15 protein-coding genes and 1 tRNA gene are annotated in these 20,179 nt (G+C 45.3%); 3 read left to right on the top strand and 13 right to left on the bottom strand.

Translation table 11 applies throughout. The features are described from left to right. Window positions 1–22 precede the first annotated feature (22 nt). The 3 genes from ACSX1A_RS04690 to ACSX1A_RS04680 form a co-directional block, all read right to left on the bottom strand. Window positions 23–93 (bottom strand) — tRNA-Cys (locus tag ACSX1A_RS04690). A gap of 41 nt (window positions 94–134) precedes the next feature. Further along, window positions 135–1,118, bottom strand: coding sequence for an ABC transporter ATP-binding protein (locus ACSX1A_RS04685; RefSeq protein WP_439882460.1), 984 nt, complete (start codon window positions 1,116–1,118; stop codon window positions 135–137). A gap of 302 nt (window positions 1,119–1,420) precedes the next feature. Then, window positions 1,421–1,960: a dihydrofolate reductase family protein gene (locus tag ACSX1A_RS04680; RefSeq protein WP_439882459.1), complete on the bottom strand. Its 540-nt coding sequence runs from the start codon at window positions 1,958–1,960 to the stop codon at window positions 1,421–1,423. A 226-nt stretch (window positions 1,961–2,186) separates the two neighbouring features. Between ACSX1A_RS04680 and ACSX1A_RS04675 the strand changes: the two genes are divergently transcribed. Further along, entirely contained in the window at window positions 2,187–3,746 is a 1,560-nt protein-coding gene (locus ACSX1A_RS04675) for an IS1182 family transposase (protein ID WP_439882458.1), read from the top strand. On the opposite strand, the gene ACSX1A_RS04670 is transcribed toward ACSX1A_RS04675, so the two are convergent. The 4 genes from ACSX1A_RS04670 to ACSX1A_RS04655 form a co-directional block, all read right to left on the bottom strand. Beyond that, entirely contained in the window at window positions 3,718–4,485 is a 768-nt protein-coding gene (locus tag ACSX1A_RS04670; protein WP_439882457.1) for a DUF4386 domain-containing protein, read from the bottom strand. The genes ACSX1A_RS04675 and ACSX1A_RS04670 overlap by 29 nt on opposite strands. A gap of 644 nt (window positions 4,486–5,129) precedes the next feature. Further along, entirely contained in the window at window positions 5,130–6,146 is a 1,017-nt protein-coding gene (locus ACSX1A_RS04665) for an alpha/beta hydrolase (RefSeq protein ID WP_439882456.1), read from the bottom strand. Between the two features lie 177 nt (window positions 6,147–6,323). Then, the gene (locus ACSX1A_RS04660) at window positions 6,324–7,877 is read right to left on the bottom strand and encodes a TlpA family protein disulfide reductase (protein WP_439882455.1); all 1,554 of its coding nucleotides are present in this window, start codon (window positions 7,875–7,877) and stop codon (window positions 6,324–6,326) included. Between the two features lie 169 nt (window positions 7,878–8,046). Beyond that, the gene (locus ACSX1A_RS04655) at window positions 8,047–8,475 is read right to left on the bottom strand and encodes a lysozyme inhibitor LprI family protein (RefSeq protein ID WP_439882454.1); all 429 of its coding nucleotides are present in this window, start codon (window positions 8,473–8,475) and stop codon (window positions 8,047–8,049) included. Between the two features lie 347 nt (window positions 8,476–8,822). Between ACSX1A_RS04655 and ACSX1A_RS04650 the strand changes: the two genes are divergently transcribed. Beyond that, window positions 8,823–9,086 (top strand): hypothetical protein, encoded by a 264-nt coding sequence (locus tag ACSX1A_RS04650; RefSeq protein ID WP_439882453.1) that lies wholly within the window; start codon window positions 8,823–8,825, stop codon window positions 9,084–9,086. 214 nt (window positions 9,087–9,300) lie between these two features. On the opposite strand, the gene rpsA is transcribed toward ACSX1A_RS04650, so the two are convergent. From rpsA to tsaD, 6 genes are all read right to left on the bottom strand, one after another. Further along, window positions 9,301–11,199 carry a 30S ribosomal protein S1 gene (gene rpsA, locus ACSX1A_RS04645; RefSeq protein ID WP_439882452.1) on the bottom strand — a complete coding sequence of 633 codons (1,899 nt, stop codon included), beginning with the start codon at window positions 11,197–11,199 and terminating at the stop codon, window positions 9,301–9,303. Window positions 11,200–12,236: 1,037 nt separating this feature from the next. Continuing rightward, entirely contained in the window at window positions 12,237–12,749 is a 513-nt protein-coding gene (locus ACSX1A_RS04640; protein ID WP_439882451.1) for an HNH endonuclease, read from the bottom strand. Window positions 12,750–12,827: 78 nt separating this feature from the next. Continuing rightward, window positions 12,828–13,568, bottom strand: coding sequence for a C40 family peptidase (locus ACSX1A_RS04635; protein ID WP_439882450.1), 741 nt, complete (start codon window positions 13,566–13,568; stop codon window positions 12,828–12,830). A 61-nt stretch (window positions 13,569–13,629) separates the two neighbouring features. Further along, window positions 13,630–14,097 carry an SsrA-binding protein SmpB gene (smpB, locus tag ACSX1A_RS04630; protein ID WP_439882449.1) on the bottom strand — a complete coding sequence of 156 codons (468 nt, stop codon included), beginning with the start codon at window positions 14,095–14,097 and terminating at the stop codon, window positions 13,630–13,632. After that, the gene (locus ACSX1A_RS04625; RefSeq protein ID WP_439882448.1) at window positions 14,098–14,484 is read right to left on the bottom strand and encodes a thioesterase family protein; all 387 of its coding nucleotides are present in this window, start codon (window positions 14,482–14,484) and stop codon (window positions 14,098–14,100) included. Window positions 14,485–14,601: 117 nt separating this feature from the next. Next, window positions 14,602–15,609 carry a tRNA (adenosine(37)-N6)-threonylcarbamoyltransferase complex transferase subunit TsaD gene (gene tsaD / locus ACSX1A_RS04620; RefSeq protein WP_439882447.1) on the bottom strand — a complete coding sequence of 336 codons (1,008 nt, stop codon included), beginning with the start codon at window positions 15,607–15,609 and terminating at the stop codon, window positions 14,602–14,604. A gap of 3 nt (window positions 15,610–15,612) precedes the next feature. Here tsaD and ACSX1A_RS04615 point away from each other — a divergent pair, with 3 nt between their 5' ends. Then, window positions 15,613–20,178 (top strand): translocation/assembly module TamB domain-containing protein, encoded by a 4,566-nt coding sequence (locus ACSX1A_RS04615; protein ID WP_439882446.1) that lies wholly within the window; start codon window positions 15,613–15,615, stop codon window positions 20,176–20,178. Window position 20,179 lies beyond the last annotated feature (1 nt).

The following is a 20,179-nucleotide window of genomic DNA, read 5'->3' as shown; positions in this document are numbered from 1 at the left end:
GCTGTTGGGGTTTAGAAATAAGAGGTAACGAGCGGATTCGAACCGCTGTAGCAGCTTTTGCAGAGCTGAGCCTAGCCACTCGGCCACGTTACCGTGTGATTGGGAGTGCAAACATACATAGAAAAGTATATTTGTCAAACTCTGAAGGCAGTTTTTTTTAGGTTTTCGGATAATGAAATGAAAACTTCATCTCCTGCTTTATAGTTATTTTTCTCAATACGCACAGTTACAGAACTATCCGCAACTCTTATTACCAACTCGTAAAAACTACCGAAATAAACGATATCCTGAATAATGCCAGGCATTGCACCACCGGCATGAGCAACAAGTTTCAGGTCCTCCGGACGAACGATCAGGTCGCCTTCGTTCCCCTCTCCCCCTTCAGCACCAGCCAAAGCAGTGGTCGTTATCAGGTTATACTTACCAAACAGACCAGCTACATATTCATTCTCTGGTAGCCTGTAAATATCTTCCGGCAGCCCCTGCTGCACTACCCTGCCCTCTTTCAAAACAAGGATATAATCTGCCCACGAGAGGGTATCGTGCGGATCATGAGAGATCAGGATGCAGGATATGTCAAGTTCATCCCCAATGTCCTTTATGACCGATTTAAGGGTGCCTTTATGCACCATATCCAAGTTAGAATAAGGTTCATCGAGCAGCAGCAGCCTGGGCGACGTAGACAGCAGCCTGGCCAGCGCAATTCGTTGCCTTTCCCCACCTGACAGCTCGCTGGTTTTGCGGTTTAGTAAATGTGTGATCTGGCACACCTCATACAACATCACAGCCTCTTCTGTAGTCAGGGTGTTTGCGTAGCGCAGTACTTGCTCTACCCGCAGTGAGTGTGGCAATTCAAAATGCTGCGACAGGTAGGCAATTCCCTCCTGGCCAGCTACTAGTTTCTCTTCCGGACCTATTACCTGCTCTCCCTCAAAAAAAACATGGCCGGCATCTGGCTGCGCTAGTCCGGCAATTACTTTCAGTAAAGTGCTTTTACCAGAGCCTGTCTCACCTGCAATGGCAATGTTCTGAAACGCTTGTTGGGTAAAGGTGATATCATGTAATACCGGATTATTCTTTCCATTTATTCCGATACCGGATACCTCTAAAAAATGCATAAGCTACGGGTGCTTTTATAATAATTTCAGTTTTACAAGCCTAGTATCTTTTGACCGAGGTATTAATCTAAGTCGTCACGGTTTACTAGGCTTCAGTGCGTTTATACTCCGGCGCTATCAGGTAATCCTCAAGATTCTTGTACAATGTACAATGTACAATGTACAATGTACAAAGCGTAAATCGCAACGTAACGGGCAAAGGAGGTGGAGATTTTGTTTTAACTTACTGACTTCATGAGATAAATAAACCTTTCTTTTTCAGTAAATCCGAAAGACATTTAGCCACTGCTGAAATTTGTATATTATTTTTTCCGCTTATAATGGTTCTGTACAATTTGGTTCAAATATGTTTTTGTTCCGATCAGTTCAAATTTCAGTTCCTTTGGAAGTTCTGTAAACAAAGGTGAACCACCACCTAACAAAACCGGAATTACAGACAGAATCATTTCATCTATCAAATCCTCTTTCAAAAAACTCCGAATCGTAGCTCCTCCATCAATATAAAGCCTATAAAACCCTTTTTCGTGAATTTGGGCTAAAATGTCGGTTATCTTTCCATTAACTAAAAAGACTTTCTCCTTATGACTTTTCGGTATTTCTTTTAACTTATTGCTCAATACGAATACGGGTTTGTTATATGGCCAATCTACATCAAACCCAAGCACTGTTTCGAAAGTAATACGCCCCATGATAAGAGCATCGATCTGATCGTTAAATTCTACATATCCCATATCATTATTTTCAGGATTTGGGATAGAATGTAACCAATCAAGTCCTCCATCTTTATCAGCAATGTATCCGTCTATACTCGTTGCGATAAATACACTGTTCTTTTTAATCATATATCATCAGTATTTTGTGTGGTGTTCTAATTGCCACAACGTGATGGGTATTCCCGGGTGCGGGAAGTTAAAGCCACAACCGCTCAATACAATTCCAGATAGCGAACTACCGCCGCTAGTCCTAGAGTTTATTACCCACTGCGTCAGACTGTCTAATAACATCTTACTTTCTGCAACTTTTATCAAGCTAAGTGGCTAAGTGATAAGACACTTATCCACTTGCGCTATGAAATTCAAGCAAGCCTATAGCCGGGACGAGCCTCCCGGTGGCGGGGCCAGCCTGCAGGAGCTGATCTCCCCGGACAACGAGGTCCGCTTCATCGACGCCTTCGTCGATTCCCTGCCTTTGGAGAAGCTGGGCTTCCGCACCGACTTCCCCGAGAACGGGCGACCTGCTTACCACCCGTCCATACTCCTCAAGCTGCTGGTCTACGGATACCTGAACCGCATCCGCTCCTCACGCTGCCTGGAGCGGGAGTGCGGCCGCAACCTGGAGGTGATGTGGCTCTTGGGCCAGCTGGCTCCTGACCACAACACCATCGCCAATTTCCGCAAGAACAACTCAAAGGCCATCACCCGTGTCTTCCGGGCCACCGTGAAAATGGCGCAGCACTTTGACCTGATCGGCGGCGAGCTGTTGGCCGGCGATAGCACCAAGCTGCGGGCACAGAACTCCAAGAAGAACAACTACAACCGGGGCAAGATTGCCCGCCACCTCACTTACATCGAAGAGAGGCTTTCGGACTTACAGCAGGCGCTGGCGCAGACAAACCAGGTGGAGCCGCTTTTGGACGCCATGGCCCGCCACGCGCTGCGGCGCGAGCACTACCTGAGACTTTTGCGCTACCTGGAGGACTCGGGTGAGGACCAGGTCTCCACTTCCGATGCCGAGAGCCGGCAGCTGATTATTAGAAACACCATCACCGAAGTGGCCTACAACGTGCAGGCCACGGTAGACGCCCGGCATTGCCTTTTGCTCGACTACCGGGTGACCAACCACAACGATCGCCTGGCGATGGGCAACATGCTTCGGCGGGCCAAGAGCATCGTGCGCAACCACTCTTTCACGGCCCTCTTTGACAAGGGCTACTATGCTGGCTCGGAGCTGGAGACCGCCCAGGGGCTGGGCATCACGGCACTGGTGGCCGTGCCTGCGCCCGCATCCAACGCGCCGGACCCAGCCTATAACGTAGAGCACTTCGCCTATGACCACACAAGCGATACCTACACCTGCCCCGAGGGCCACGCGCTCACCACCAACGGCCACGTCTACACCAAGCACCTGAGCCGCGCTCACCCGACCAGCTTCCACCAGTACCGCACCAAGGCCTGCAAGACGTGCGCGGTGCGTCACCACTGCACGACAGCCAGGAACGGCAAGCTCATCGAGCGCAACACCTACACGCCGGTCTTTGAGCAAAACCGGCGGAACATCGCCGCACAGCCTGATCTTTACAAGCGCCGGCAGGCTATCGTGGAGCACCCCTTCGGCACGCTCAAGCGGCAGTGGGGCTACAGCTACGTGCTCACCAAGCAGGGAATGGAACGCGCCTCGGCTGACGTGGGCCTGATGCTGATGGCCTACAACCTGCGCCGCATCTTTAATATCGTCGGCTTGGAGCGGCTGCTGGCTTACTATGCCGCCTCTTTAAGCGTGTTGTGGACCCTAAAAGCCATGTTTGGGGCCTGCTGGCGGGGCTACAGCCAACGTATAAAAATCCCTTCCTCTAGTGCAATATATCTACAAATCACTATCTTTAACCAAGAAACGGGCAGAGGTTTTTAGACAAACTGCCGTTTTCGGCAATACTTTGTTGGTTAGAGCTTTCCTTCTGGTTAATACTCTTTGAATTGCTAACTCCCATGATCAATAACCACAAGCATAAGGATAATTCTCCAATGAAAATGGGGATAGCGACATAATTAAAAACAGGATTAGCAAATCCTGTTGACAGAAACATAGTGAAGCTATTGATCAGATACCCTAACCCTGAAATAATGTAAAGCACTCCGAGTAACTTTGGAAGCATCTGAGATTTGAAAATTACATAACCAACTATTACACAGTAAAATCCGAAGAATACTAAGCCTATAGCATATCCTTGAGCTTGTACATTCAGAGATAATAAAGAGAGGGTGGCCAGTTGGTTGGGTGGTAACGTATTTAAATAAGCTTCATTACCCAATAGCAATAAGGGCGTAATTTGATTTAATAAATTTACAGCAATAACTGCTGTCTGAATGACAACAAACAACAGCGCAAGTTGTAGTAAAAATTTGTTTACTCGTTTAAATAAATAGTATAGGATCAATACACTTGGTAAGCCTACAACAAAATTTATCAGGTCGGCTACAAATCCCCAGCGAAATAACATTTCGTGTGCTTGTATATTTTGGGCAGTAGCTAATGCATTGCCAGATACCCTCAAAGCTTGTCTGACAAATACCTCTGAAAACAAACCCGTCGCAATTACTATTAAGTAAAACAACCCAGCTATTCTAGCTAAATTTTTATCTGAAATCATTTTTAAACAAAAATTAACTGAAGTACATAATTATTTACGGCTCTTATTCCTTCAAAATTCTGATGAGCTGGTTTATATCATTGCATCCTATTCTGAACCCTGGTAGTTATATGACTACCAACGGGCTTGGCCATCAGGCGGCATAGCTGGCTTATGGGTGTGGTTAGCGTTTGTATTTCTTTGTTATTTTTTCTTCTTCTGATTCAGTTTTCAAGATGATTTCTTTTGAAGTTACAGAATCTGCGGACTCTACTAATTTATTTGCTGTTGATGCTAAGTTGGCTTCCGGAATAAATTCATCACAGATAGTTAGTAGAGAGAATAAATATCTGCGAATCAATTCAACATCAGCCTCTCATTTTGAAGCGCTGCTTGAACTATGTGGAGAGAAATATCAGTTAAAAGATACTTGCGTTTATCCAGCCAACCATCGCTGCCTTTAGCTGCTAAGTGCTCTAAATAACATTGCTCTGATAGAGCATACGCCTCCTTACATAGCTGAAGGATTAGATGCTTCCTGTTCATACTTTAGTATCTGTAAATTCTAATTTAGGATAGATAAATACTACTTTAACAGCTTGGCTATGTTGCGTTTATGCACAATAGGGTTTTGTTGGCTGCTGCCTTTCCTATTCGACTGTTATTTATATTTCAATTTGCATAGCACCAGAGAATTCTTTTGCAGCTTGCTTATATAAGGCAATTCTATCTTTTTCATTAAGCGGACCTGGTATGCAATGCAGCATCCCTTTCACCTCTTTATATATAGTTGCAACTTTTGCCGCTGTTAATCTCTTAGCGTAGTCCCGTCCAGTGTCCCTCAAAGGGTCAAATTCGCTGGTTATCACAAAGGCGGGCGGCAGGTTCGACAAATTGTCTGCATAGTATGGCATCGCTAACGAATTAGTGCGGTCAGCCTCATTAGGCAAATAACTTTCTACACCGTAAAGCATTTCAGTCTCTTCTAAAAAATACCCTCTCTTAAACTTTTTATAAGAGTCCGTTTTGAAAGGCATATAGGTAACTGGGCAATCTAAAAGTTGATATTTGATGTTTGTCAAATTTTCTTCCATGGCCTTGATTGCTACTGTTGTTGCGAACGTCGCCCCTGCACTTTCTCCAGCCACAATGATTTGATTGGGATTGCCTTCCCACTTTTCTATGTTTTGGATTGTCCAAAGCAGTGATGCGTAGCAATCATTATTCGGTGTGGGAAAGGGGTGTTCCGGGGATACCCTGTAATCAACACCAACCACAATGGCATTGAAGGTATGAGCCAAGCGTGCGGCATAAGTTACCGACTGATTTGTCCAAGGCAAAATAAATGCTCCACCATGAAAATAAACAACCACTGGGCTGTTTTTAGGTAAATGTTGTGGTTTGAAAACATATACAGTAAGGCTATCCTGTGTAATTCTAAGGGTATCAATAGTTAAACCTGTGATATCGAAAGGCAGTGCATCTATGAAATGGCTACGTTCCTGAACTGTCATTTTTTTAAGTGACTTTACCTGTTCATTATTGTCACCTATCAATTTTAAAAACAAAGCCTGCCCCCAATCCAAACGTCCTTCAGGTTGGAATGTCAATGCGTAAACATATCCAACAGAAATTAGAACTGTTGTCAGTATTAAAATGACAGTGATTTTTAGCGTTTTCATGCTTTTTCTATCAAACAGTATTTAGATTGTCAAAAGGTGAGTTTTACAAGGTTACAGCCAACGGATCGTGTGTATGCTTAACCCGAAGCGAAGAAAGGATTTAGTAAACATTGTATTGGCAAGAGTAATTTTATTTGTATAAGTAAGGTGGCGAATATATTGTGCAAATTGGTCGATTTACAGCAGGCCGTTTATCATCTTTTTAACTTCGACATTTCCAGGGAAGGCCGTAAATTTACTGATGAGTACACCTTGTTTATCAAATAGTACATATGACGGAACACCTTCGAACTCATAATGGTCCATAATGTATTTCCACTGAGCGTCTGTCAGGTAATAATGCTCACTACCTATTCCCTTAATTTTTTCTTCCCATCGCTCCCGAGGTGAGGACGTATCTGTTAAATACACAAATGCAACATCCTTATCATGAAATTCACCCTTTGTACTTCTGAATTCATTCATGGCTTTAAGGCAGGGACCACACCATGTTGCCCAAAGGTCTATGAAAACAACCTTGTTCTTGTGTCTTGCGACAATTGTTTCGATTACCTTATCGCCCGCAACGGATGAAATGTCAATGGCAACAGCTGTTGATTTGAATTTGTCTAGTTCTACAACCTGCTGGTTTTTCCGAAGTAGTATCTTTGCAATTTCTCCGTCTTTCCAATAAGCTGCTATATACTCTTTTTGCTTTTCGGTCAGCGGTCTTACTGCTTCATTTAACTGCCTTGCATAAGCATTGGCTGCTAAAATATCGTAGTATGGGCCATTGTCGAATCCGACTAAATCCGATAAAATAGCTTTCACACTTACTAACCAGGAGGGAATATCGCTTTCTGCTATCTCAGGGAGACCTATTACTTCATTCTGGAGAATCTCTTTTTGAAAATTTAAAAACTCAGAAGTATGCAGATATTGTGGGTCATTTAGATGTAGATTTTTCAAGAAACTATAATAAGATCTGTCAATCTTTTGTATTTCAGGCTTATTGCTTCTATCGCCAGTTGTGTTTCCATAATTCCTAATCATCTCTTTCTCGTATTCAAAGACATGATTTATATACATATTTAGACGAAAATCTTTAGACAGCACTTCTTTCAATTCCTTTGACAGTAATGTATCCTTATTTAAAATCTCAAGTCTTTCTGATATAACCGTCTTGGCATAATTCAGAAAATAGTCCGTGCTTTTGTCATACAAGTGTTCCCGAGCTTTCTCCGATCTATGTGCAGCCATTTTTAAATAGGCATCTACGCCTCCTATCATATCATATTGAGTCATATTAGCAGGCGTAACGTCAACATTTTCGGTTTCAAAATCCGAATTATAAGCAATGTCGAGATTAGTAACACCACCACTTGTCAATTTAACATACAGGGTCTTGTATGGATTTAAGCATGTGTTTAAGGCAATCAGAGAAACAGCTGTTTCAACTTCAACATCAAGAGAGAACTTCCCTGACTCATCAACGAGCGTTTTATATGAAACAGTCTCTCCCGAAATTGGATGGGGAACATAAACGTTTACATAAATACTATCCTTACTCGTATCGTTTGGGCTTGTTATGCTGCCTGTTAATGTAGCTGTACCTGCCACTATATTTGTTGTACCTGCTTCTATAGCAGTCGTATCTGTTACCTTACTAACAGACTGTTTACATGATAACAAGAAAAAAAGGCTGAGGATGCTGAGTAGACCAAAAAGGTTTGATTTTATTATTTTAGGCATATTTATCTTGATTTGATCCTTGACTCTCAGTTTTATAATTTATTTACTGTTGTTTCCTTATTCTTGCCAACGGTGCTGGTACAGGCTGTGGACGAGGCACCGCCGAGTATAAAGTCTGTATCGTGTTAGCAGAAGATCATTTTTAAACTTGTACTGTCAACTTCAAGACCTAGAAGCTTTCTAGTGTTTCCAGCAAGGACTCTAACTCTACTGCTCGTTCTTTGGTTAATTGTAGAACCTTGCTTGCTCTAACAATACGCCACATTGTTCCGTCAGCACTACCATAGGTTGCGTCAATCAGTTCTACTTCTTTTTCCTTAAACTTAACCCATTGGCGTTGTGCCTCTACTAATTTCGTCTTAGCTGTTGTGTTTAATTTTGATGATAGCGCTTTATAAACCACATTTAATTGTTTATCCCATTTATCCAGCGCTTCATACGTGCAGTCACACATTCCTGCTGTTGTCTGGTTTTCCTTTGTGTCGAGACAAGCTTTAAGCTGTTTATCGATAGGGTTTATCTTCTCCTTTTGTTGAGCATTAGCTAAACTACAGAAGAATAGTAATGCTCCTAGTAAAAAAATTGATTTCAAATTCATCTTATACTTTGATTGCTGCTAACTAGTGTAAAAACGGAAGTCTATTCGGCTTATCTGCACTATGTGCGGAGGAAGATTCACCTGTACTATCAGGTGCATTCCATAAGGTATACTCTAAAGCTTGCTCCCATTGCATATTCTTTAGCTAATATAGTGCTTTTCTATACATTGTCAAGCTGGCTCACAATTTTATCCAGCGCATGCGTCTTCACATGTGTAGATCTCTGCGGTTTTGCTGCCCTTTGCCCAATCAGCTTCCTATAATCGTTTACGGATGAAGGGGTTAGGTTTGTACCAGATGCGGAGGAAGGTTTTGCTCCCATGTTCTAAAGCGTTGAGGTAGATAAATGGGGCGGGACTGGCTTGCTGGTACAGAGGGCGTTCCGCTTCCCAAAAGAAAAAGAGGTTGCCGTTTCATGAAGCGCATAGCAACGTTTACAAACGTATCTATGCGTTTCAAAACACGGATTCCCCATCAGGCTGGAACAACAGTGCCCGCAGTGCGGCAAATCCCCTGCGGCAGGATTGACAAAGGCTATTGTTCAGCGCATTGCCAGGCAACTGCCACTAATCACCGGAAACCACAGAACACAGGTATGTTCCTGAATTAAAAGATAAACAGCAGGCTCTTAGACTTCCGCCACTTCACCCACCTCAACCGAACCAAGCAGGGCAACACCTACTACTTCTGCTATGACTATGGCTACCTATTGTTGTCCGAGGAGAAGATGATCATAGTCAGCTGGCAGCCTTACATGGAGAAAAATAAATAAAAAAAGGCCCCGGATTGCTCCGGGGCCTTTCAATATGTAACAAGCTTAAAACTTAAGCGTTGTTTTCTTCTTCAGAAGATTCTTCGTTCGAAGCTTCGTCTTCGTTAGTGTCTTTTGCTTTTTTAGCAGCAGCAGCCTCTAACTTCTTAACACCAGCTTCTTTCTCATTAGAAAGCATTTGCTCTTTCAGGGCAGAAAGTGCATCTAAGTCACCTAAAGTAGACTTATCAGCTTCTTTCTGTACTTTAGGAGCTTTTGGAGCTTTCGCCTCACCAGCAGGTTGTGCCTTCTTGGTAGCTTTAGCTACTCTCGGAGACTCTACTTCTGAGTGAGTAGCAGTGTGAGAAAGGATGATCTTACGATCTTCTTTAGAGAATTCAGTTACTCTGAAGTCAAGGCTGTCACCAGCTTCAACCTGAGAACCGTCTTCTTTAGTTAAGCCTTTAGGGAATGCGAAACCTTCGATACCATATGGTAACTCAAGTACAGCACCTCTGTCAGACTTCTCAAGTACAGACGCTTTGTGAACTGAACCTACATTGAATACAGATTCGAAAGTATCCCAAGGGTTCTCTTCAAGCTGCTTGTGGCCTAATGCAAGTCTTCTGTTCGGAACATCAAGTTCTAAAACAACTACATCAAGGTTTTCACCAACTTTAACGAACTCAGATGGGTGCTTGATCTTCTTAGTCCAAGACAGGTCAGATACGTGTACCAGACCATCAACACCTTCTTCAAGCTCTAAGAACAGACCGAAGTTTGTAAGGTTACGAACAACGCCAGTGTGCTTAGTGCCTACTGCATATTTCGTTAATACATCTTCTTTTGTCCAAGGATCTTCAGTAAGCTGCTTGATGCCAAGAGACATTTTACGCTCTTCTCTGTCAAGCGTCAATACAACTGCCTCAACCTCGTCGCCTTGCTTAATGAAGTCTTGTGGGTTACGCAGGTGCTGTGACCATGACATTTCAGAAACGTGGATAAGACCTTCAACACCTGGCATTAACTCAAGGAATGCACCATAGTCAGCCACGTTAACGATCTTACCTTTTACTCTTGAACCAACCTCGATCTCAGCTGGCAACGCATCCCAAGGGTGCGGAGTAAGCTGCTTCATACCAAGAGAAATACGCTTCTTGTCCTCATCGAAGTCAAGAACTACTACGTTCAACTTCTGGTCAAGCTGCAATACTTCTTCCGGGTGGTTGATACGGCCCCATGAAATATCTGTAATGTGAAGCAGACCGTCTACGCCACCAAGGTCGATGAACACACCGAAGTTTGTCATGTTCTTGATAACGCCTTCTAGAACCTGACCTTTTTCCAGGTTGTTCAGGATAGCGGCACGCTGCTGCTCCAGGTCTTTCTCGATAAGTACCTTGTGCGATACTACCACGTTGTCGAAAGCGGCGTTGATCTTAACAACCTTCACCTCCATCTTCTTACCTACAAACACGTCGAAGTCACGGATTGGCTTCACGTCAATTTGAGAACCTGGTAAGAAAGCCTCAACACCATGGATATCCATGATAAGACCACCTTTAGTTCTTCTCTTAACAACACCCTCCAGAACGTTATCATTCTCAAGTGCGTCGTAGATCTTAGCCCAGGCGCTAACGATTTTCGCTTTCTTGCGGGACAAGATAAGCTGACCGTTCGGGTCTTCCTGGTCTTCGATAAATACTTCAACTTCGTCACCAACTTTCAGGTCAGGTAGATCTCTGAATTCTGAAACTGCAACTAAGCCGTCAGATTTGAAACCGATGTTCAGGATCACGTCACGATCAGTGATACCAACAACTGTTCCTTTAACAACCTCCTGCTCCTGTACGGTAGTCAGGGTGTCGTCATACATTTTTTCCATTTCGGCTTTCTCAGACTTGCTGTAGCCAGAACCGAAACCCTGGGACTCAAACTTGTCCCAATCGAAATTTTCTGGAGAATTACTCATATTGTTTCTTCTGCTCTAAAATAGCCACCAGCGTAGAGCAATCCGCTGATTTGGTTTGGGTTATACATTTCCCTGAACTACTTCAGGACCATTCACTTGAATGAGGTGCAAAAGTAAGAAAATCTATAATAAAAAACTAAAGTATCCGGATAATGTATTTAGTAATTAAATCAACCCACTAAAACATTGAGTGTAAGGCATTAAAAAGTTAAGGAACAGGTAATTTTTATCAGAATCAGGATTTACAGGAGAAGATGATGGACAGGATTTTTACAGTACCGGTTCCAACCATTCCTTCCGAAGGAAAACGGTTTTTTATTTTCCTTTAGCCCATGCTTTCTGCTGCAAAAGAAGCTTCCTTTCTCTTAGCTGGCTTTCGCCTCGCCGGCTGGGCCTTACTTTTCTCCTTGATGAGAAAAGTAAGCAAAAGAATCAAGACGATTTTGAACTCGCTGAACGCTCAGACAAAAAATCGTCGTCAATGCACAAGGCCAAAGCTTTTGCTAGGTTGGGGAGTTCTGGTACTGCTGTGGCTCAGGTTAGTGCGCTGTGTCCTTAGCGGTTGGAGTAAACCCACCCCTGGCCCCTCCGAGGAGGGGAATTAAATTTGTTTCATAGCAAAGGCTGCAGCGATCAAACTGATTCCAGTCTTGGTGTTGAGCGCCTCGAGAGTTTCCGATGACGAGCGGGAGCGAGGCAGCCCGAGGCACGAGGGCAGGAAAGGAAAGCAGCGCGATGCGGCAAGACGAGGCCTCCAGGCCAGGAGGGCACCAAAGCTAAAAATGAAAAAGGACAAACGTAAGACTGCGGGTCAACAGCAACTAGAAAGTATAGCAGAATACGCAAACATAAGCTTTCACAAAAACTATAGATTGGCCAAAATGACACGATACCAATCTCAACAGCCCCGTCAACCGCTAAAGAGCCGCAAAAACAACAGTTATATTTAGTACATAAAGCCTAACACTATCTTACCCACTTCTTAATTCTGATTGACAGCACTATATATACTATTAACTAAATATTTTAGTATTGCTTTAATCCAGCTGTTTGGCCTTTCCGAGGTAAACACTCCAGTCCTGGTTATGGGTATTCAGGTGTAGTTGAAGGAAAGATTGCAGCGTTGGGCGAACTGGTTTCCGGAGCAGTTTCAGTCCGGCTTCTTCCGGGGTCCGGTCTCCTTTGCGCGTGTTACAACGCATGCATGCCGTTACCAGGTTCAGCCAATTGGTCTCCCCTCCCCTCGAGCGGGGCAGCAGGTGGTCCAGAGTCAGGTTCTTTACAGCGCCGCAGTACTGGCAGCTATAGTTATCCCGCCGCAGTACATTGTGCCTGCTCAGCGAAATACCATGGTAGGGCACGCGCACATAGCGCTGCAAACGTATAACAGAGGGAACGGGATAGGCTGTATCAATTGTGTGCAGGAAGGCATTTTCAGCCTTATTGATCATCTCGGCTTTATCCAGGTATACCAATAAAAAAGCCTTTGGAATAGTGCAGACAGCTATAGCACTAAAGTCTTGGTTTAGGATGAGTACTTTCTCTTTCATTGCTGTTTCTGGTGCTTATGCTACACTTGTACGAAATTAACCGCACTCGTATAGCATAAGTTTAGCAAAAACAGCTACTTACATAAAAATGCGCTTGATAATACGGAGCTTGTGGGAATATCTCTTGCGGGCAGCATTATAAATGCCATTATGATCCAGGGTATCGATCCGCACCTCTCCATGGGCGTGCATGATCTGGTTGCCTTCCAGCATAATACCCACATGTATGATGCGCCCTTCCTCATTAGAGAAATAAGCCAGGTCGCCGGGCTGGGTCTGTGTGGCAAAGTGCACCTCCTCCCCATGGTTTACCTGCTGGTACGCATCGCGGGGTAACTGGTAGCCGCAAATCCCGAAAACCTGTTGCGTAAAACCGGAACAGTCTATGCCGAATATAGACTTACCTCCCCAAAGGTAAGGTGCCTTGATAAAGTTAGAAGCAACTTTAACTACCTGTACTGTAGTAACTGGAACAGAAGGGTTTGAAGCTCTGCCATTGTACACAAATTTATCATCGTTCACCCGTATATTCATGCCATCGAAGAACGGTAAATAGCAGCCAATGCCCACCGGAATACGTACTTCAGCATTACTCACTACCTGCACCAGGTCCATCGTTCGTGGATGCGTTGTATTACGCCATTCTTTGTAGTATTCAACAGTTACAGGGTTGTGCTGTTTAAAATCGATCCAGCCGCGGTAACCGTCTGTTACCAATTGCACCTGCATCCAATTCTCATCCCGGGCCACCACCTCATAACACTCCCCAAAAAGCATCTGGGTCACGATCTCTGCCTTATCAGAAGTTTCAGCGCGCATGGGTACCACGCTAAGTAAACAAATTCCGTATTCCACGTTTTATAATTTTGAATAACTGAACTTAAAATCCTGCTCTGTCCATTTCGCGTTTTACATCCTTTTCTTTGATGTCCTGACGCTTGTCGTACAGCTTTTTACCTCTTGCCAGCGCAATCTCTACTTTAGCATAGCCCCTGTCGTTCACAAAGATGCGCGTAGGGATAATAGTGACGCCCTGCTCCTGTGTCCCTGCCTCCAGCCTGCGAAGCTCCTTCTTGTTAAGGAGCAGCTTTCGGGCCCTGGTTGGTTCATGGTTGTAGTGGGTACCCTCGGTATAGGTAGCGATATGTAGGTTGTGCACCCACAGTTCTTCCCGCTGAAACACACAATACCCATCCTGCATGTTCACTTTGCCTTCCCGTATCGATTTGATCTCGGTACCTTTCAGCATGATGCCCGCGGTATACTTATCCAGAAACTGGTATTCGAAGGAAGCCTTACGGTTTACAATGTTTACGTGCTTCTGTATCCTGTCTTTATCTTTTGCCATTTATACTTGCTTCGGCGCCAAAACTTTGGCTAATTTTTCTTTCTTTAATATCTTCTGACCTGTCTCCCCTTCTGCTACCAGTCTATCTCCTACTCTGGCTGTAAAACTACATATCACCTCATTCCTTTCGTGCTTCTTCAGTACAGCCACAATCTCAATATCCTCGCCCTCAAAAGCAGGTGCTTTATGGTTGATCATCAGACTGGTGCCTACACCTTCTTCATCTTCCGCTTTAATATCTAGCACCAACAACCTACCCGCCCATTCTGCTGCCTGCGCCAATGAGAAGGTAGAGCAGACCGCATGTACCAGGCCATCTTCAAACCGTGCAAAATCAGCTGAGGTTACATGTTTGATATACGTGCGGGTATCACCGGGTTTTACCATATGCTTGTAAGTTACATTTTTGCTCTTCAGGAAGAGGTACTACAAAACGAGAAGATCCGCAAGATGCATCTGCCTTGTGAGCGCCTGACCTGTAAACGTTAATCCGGAAAGTTCTGATCAAAACTTAAGCCGGGGTTCCGGGCTCACGTACTGTGTGGCAAAGTCGCCTTTCAGGTACTGGTAGTGCGCCGCCATTGCAATCATACCGGCATTGTCGGTGCAGTACTGGAAGGCAGGTATGTATACGTTCCAGTTATACTTTTTAGCGTAGTCCTGCAGGGTTTGCCTTAGTCCTGAATTGGCCGACACCCCTCCTGCTATGGCAATTTCGCTAATGCCCAGGTCCTTTGCTGCCAGCACAAGCTTCTTTAGCAAGGTCTTGATCAGGGTCTTCTGCACACTGGCACAGATATCCTCCAGGTTCTCGGCAACAAAGTTCGGGTTCTCTTTTACCTGGTCCCGCAAAAAATACAGCACCGAAGTTTTGATCCCGCTAAACGAGAAATTATACTCCGGCATATTACCTACCGGAAATTTAAATGCATCCGGGTTGCCTTTTGCAGCAGTTTTGTCCAGCATGGGTCCACCGGGATACGGCAGCCCCAGCATTTTAGCCGTTTTATCGAAGGCCTCACCCACTGCATCATCTGTAGTCTGGCCGATGATCTCCATGTCCAGGTGATCTTTTACCAGCACTATTTGTGTGTGACCACCACTAACTGTTAAACATAGGAACGGAAATTGTGGTTTAGGATCTTCAATGAAATGTGCCAGGATGTGCGCCTGCATGTGGTTTACATCGATGAGCGGGATGCCCAGCCCAAGTGCAAATGACTTGGCAAAAGAGCTCCCGACCAGCAGGGCTCCTAAAAGGCCGGGACCACGTGTAAAAGCGACTGCATTTAGATCACTTTTACTTACATTTGCCGTAAGCAAAGCCTGATGTACTACTGGTATAATGTTTTGCTGGTGAGCTCTGGAAGCCAATTCCGGAACTACGCCCCCATACTGCTCATGCACAGCCTGGGTAGTAACTATATTAGACAGTACTTTGCCACCTCTTATCACGGCCGCAGAAGTATCGTCGCATGAAGATTCGATCGCTAAAATAGTAGGTTCAAACATCTTTTGGAAAAAGAACAATCAACAAATTACCCCAAAGTTATAGGAAAAGCTATTCTAAAAATAGTTTTAGGGCTTATCCTGTTCCTTTTACTGCTATTTGCAGGGGTTTTTGTTGCAATTCGTTTTCCGGGTGTGCAAACAAAGGTGGTGCAGCGGGTGGCTGCTTACTTCTCTAAGCAACTGAAGCACGAAGTAACCATTGGCCGCGTGGACATAAATTTTTTCAGCAACCTGGTTCTGGAAGATGTGCTGGTGAAAGACTACCGCAACAAGGAGATGTTTTACATTGGCAGAGCGGAGGCAGACATCAGCGCCTTCTCTATCTTCCACCCAAATACCCTAAGTATAAATACACTTACCCTGCAGCAGCCACGCGCCAACCTGGTTGTATACGAGGGCACGGATACCTTAAACGCCAGTAACTTCATCAATGCCCTCGGAGATCTTTTTGTAAAAGACACTACCAAGCCTTCGGAACCTTTTAACTTCAGCCTCGAACAATTGGTGTTGCAGAACGGGCGCTTTAGCTACGATGATTTCCGGAAGCCACGTGCGGATTACGGAATTGACTACTCCCATATGACCTTCGACAGGATAAATGGAAAGTTCGATGAGATCTACCTGGAGGATACGCTTCGGGTAAGGGTCACGGACCTGAGTGCTGTAGAAAGCCGCTCCAATACAAAGCTACATAACCTGGACACCCGCATGACCTACGCTCCAACGTTCTGGGAGTGGGATGACCTTGATCTGCAGGTAAACAAGAGCAACCTGCAGGACTATGTGCGCTTTGATTACAAACGCTTCGGCAACTTCACCTCTTTTATTGACAGCGTTACCATGACCGTGCACCTGGAAAACTCCAAGGTGCTCTCCAAGGACATCGCCACTTTTGCCTCTCCCCTCAAGGAATATGATGAAACCCTTATCGCCAACTCTATAGATTTTAAGGGTACAGTAAGTGACTTCAAAGCCACGGATGTGGACCTGGAGTATGGGCAGCACACACATATTGTTGGGAACATCAGCGCCGACGGCCTGCCAAACTTTGAAGAGACATTTGCCAACCTGCGCCTGAAGCCTTCAACAATTGATGCAGACGATATCAAACAGTTTCTGCCACAGGATGTTTATCAAATAGCGGAAAGGTTAGGAACAGTAAAACTGGACGGCCGCTTTCTTGGCTTTTATAATGACTTTGTAGCGAACGGTAATTTTGCCACAGCGCTTGGCAATCTGCAGTCAGACATTAACCTGAAGATCGATGATAATACGCGCAGCTCCTCCTATAGCGGCTACGTGAACACCAACAGCTTTAACCTGGGCCGTCTACTCAATATAGAGGATAAAGTGAAAACGATATCAATGAGTGGCCGTCTTGAAGGCTCCGGCTTTACGCTACAGGATGCCAATGTAAAGCTGGACGCTACCATTAACCAGGTACAGCTATTGGACTACAATTACCAGAACATTACAGCAAACGGCACATTAAAAGGGCAGACTTTTGTCGGGAAGGTATCTGTTAACGATCCTAACCTGGTATTTTCTGCAAACGGTGAGGTAGACCTTGCAAAAGAGCAACAGGCTTTCAATATGGTAGCCAACCTGCAAAAGGTAGATCTGCAGGCGCTGAAGCTTACTACAGAGCCATTCCTTATCCGGGCAAACGCTAACCTGAATTTTAAAGGGTTACAGCTTGACGCCTTTGAAGGGACAGCCCTGCTTGACAGTGCCTATATCAGTTACCGAGGCAAAGAAATAACGCTGGATACCATTTCCGTTAATTCTGAGATCGCCTCCGGGCAACGCAGCCTACAGTTAAACTCTGATCTGCTTGCCCTGAACGTGAACGGCAACTTTGACTATTCCACCTTAATAGCAGACCTGACGACGCTGGTAGAAGAGTATAAACTGAATTTTGAGAGCAACGAAGCTGCGACAGATGCCTATTACCGACGCAAACCAACGTCACCGGATGATGAATATGCTTTAACCTATAACATCACGATCAAAAAGCCGGATCCGCTGCTCAACTTGTTCTTTCCTGAAATGTCCTTATCAGAATCAGCTACGGTAGAGGGCTCCTTCAGGCATGGCAATACCGTTATCCTGCAACTGTACGCCGACATTGACACTGTACTTTACAGCGATTATAAACTCTATGGCAACAACCTGGAGATAAACTCTTCAAAGCTGCAGCAAAGCCCGGATGTCTTAGCCTCTGTTTTGTTCACCTCCCAAAAGCAGGAGCTTCCGAGTGCAGGCGAAACCGAGAATTTTTACGCGGAAGGCATCTGGAGTGAGCGCACCATCAATTTTGCCACCAGCATACGGCAGCCCGAAAAAGAGAACCGCGCCCTTATCACCGGTGATCTGAACTTTCTGCAGGACCAGATACAGATCGTTTTTGATCAATCCAACATCACCCTGCAACAGAACGCATGGGCTTTTAATCCTGGCAACACCTTATATATAAGTGAGGGTGGTAAGAAACTGGTATTCGAAAATTTCTCCCTTTCTAATAACGAACAAATAATTCGCGCCGATGGAGAACTATCGGAAGACCCGGACAGCAAGCTGGTAATGAACGTGGAGAACTTTGCGCTGGATAACCTGAACCCGCTTATCAGTATGCAAATTGCCGGCAGACTTACAGGCGAGGTAACAGCACAGGATGTGTACCAGGATACAAAGTTTAATGCAGCCATGCGGGTTGACTCTTTTTACCTGGACGATGTGTACATCGGAAATGTAATAGGCAAAACAAACTGGAACAACGCTCTGAAGCAGGCAATAGTAGACCTGGGCATTGAGCGGAACAATAAAAAAGTGCTGACAGTTACGGGTAACTACAACCCGCAAGCAAAAGAAGACCAGCTGGACCTGCTGGCAGTGATGGATCAGGCTAACCTGAAACTGGTGGAGCCGGTGTTAAAAGGCATTCTCTCTAACCTGGACGGCGACATGGAAGGCAGGGTGCGGGTGTTGGGTAACTTAAGTTCTCCTGTACTGAAAGGGTCAGTGATGGTGACCAACGGCCAATTTAAGTTCGATTACCTGAACACCACCTACTATTTCTCCGACAGGATCTACCTCGGACCAAACAGCATCAGCTTCCGCAATGCACAGCTGCGCGATATTTTCGGGAACAAGGCCACGGTTACAGGTGGAATTGCGCACGATGGTTTTCAGAATATGGTGCTGGACATGGAAGCCCGGTACCGCAACTTTATGGTGCTGAACACAACAGAGGAGCAGAACGAACTCTTCTACGGAACAGCCTTTGCCACCGGAACAGCAAGCGTGCTAGGCCCCACAGACAACCTGCAGGTAAACGTGGATGCCCGCAGCGACGAAAATACACGCATCGTGCTACCCCTTGATTACCAGACGGACGTAGCCCGGAAAGACTTTATAAAATTTGTGAACAAAAATGCCACTGACACCACTGGTGTTGTTGCCAATATAGAGAACCAAAGCGTAGACTTGTCGGGCATTAACCTTGATTTTAGTCTTGATGTAACAGATGACGCTTACTTTGAGATCATAATTGACCGAACAACCGGAGACGTGATCCGTGGTTCCGGCAATGGTGACATCCGCATGACCATCGACACCCGGGGAGAGTTTAACATGTACGGCACCTTTGAAATTACCCAGGGTGCCTACAACCTGAAACTGCTGGAGGGGCTCGTAACAAAAGAGTTTGACGTTGTACCCGGCAGCACCATCACCTGGAACGGAGACCCTGTAGAGGGTATCATGAACATTACCGCTAAATACACCCAGATGGCCTCGCTGGATGCTTACCTGGCAAGTAACTCAACAGACAATATCAAAGGCAGCCGGTTCCCGATCACCGCGATCATTGAACTGAACGGGCCGCTCCTGACCCCGCAGGTAGACCTGGGCCTTAGCATAGAGGATATCCGGCAGTCTGCCCCTATCGAGGTACAAAACATACTTAACACGATCAACAACGATGAAACAGAGCTAAACCGCCAGGTATTCAGTTTACTGGTGCTGCAACGTATATCCCCGCCGGGCTCCCTGGCTTTTGACAGCAGCGTTGGCGCATCGGCCGTGGGTGGCAGTTTGGGCAGTTTGCTATCAAGCCAGCTAAACACGTTCTTTAACAGCATCGATAGCAATCTGGAAGTAGACATAGGACTGGGAGGCATCAACCAGGAAGCACTTTCAACCTTACAGCTACGTTTGAGCTATACGTTTTTCCAGGGCAGGCTGCGCGTCACCAACCAGACAGGCTTTGGTAATCAGTCCGATCTGCCTGGCAACAACTATGTCGGAGACTGGTTCCTGGAGTACTACATCTCCCAGACAGGGGAACTCAGGTTGCGCCTGGAGTATAGCACCACACCGGAGTATTATTACGCCACACGAGCCACGGGTGTAACAGCCCGGCAAAGTATAAGTGTGCTCCACACCAAACGCTTCGATACGTTAGGAGAGCTGTTCAGCAGCAAGAAGCGTGAACGAAGAATTCAGGAGCGTGAACTGGAACGTGAGCGTATAATTCTGGACTCTGACCCACGACTCAATTTAGAATAAT

This window comes from Pontibacter sp. MBLB2868, from assembly GCF_051904785.1.
Lineage (GTDB): Bacteria > Bacteroidota > Bacteroidia > Cytophagales > Hymenobacteraceae > Pontibacter.
Note: the sequence above shows the minus strand (reverse complement) of the source record. Positions and strands in the feature narration are given on the sequence as shown.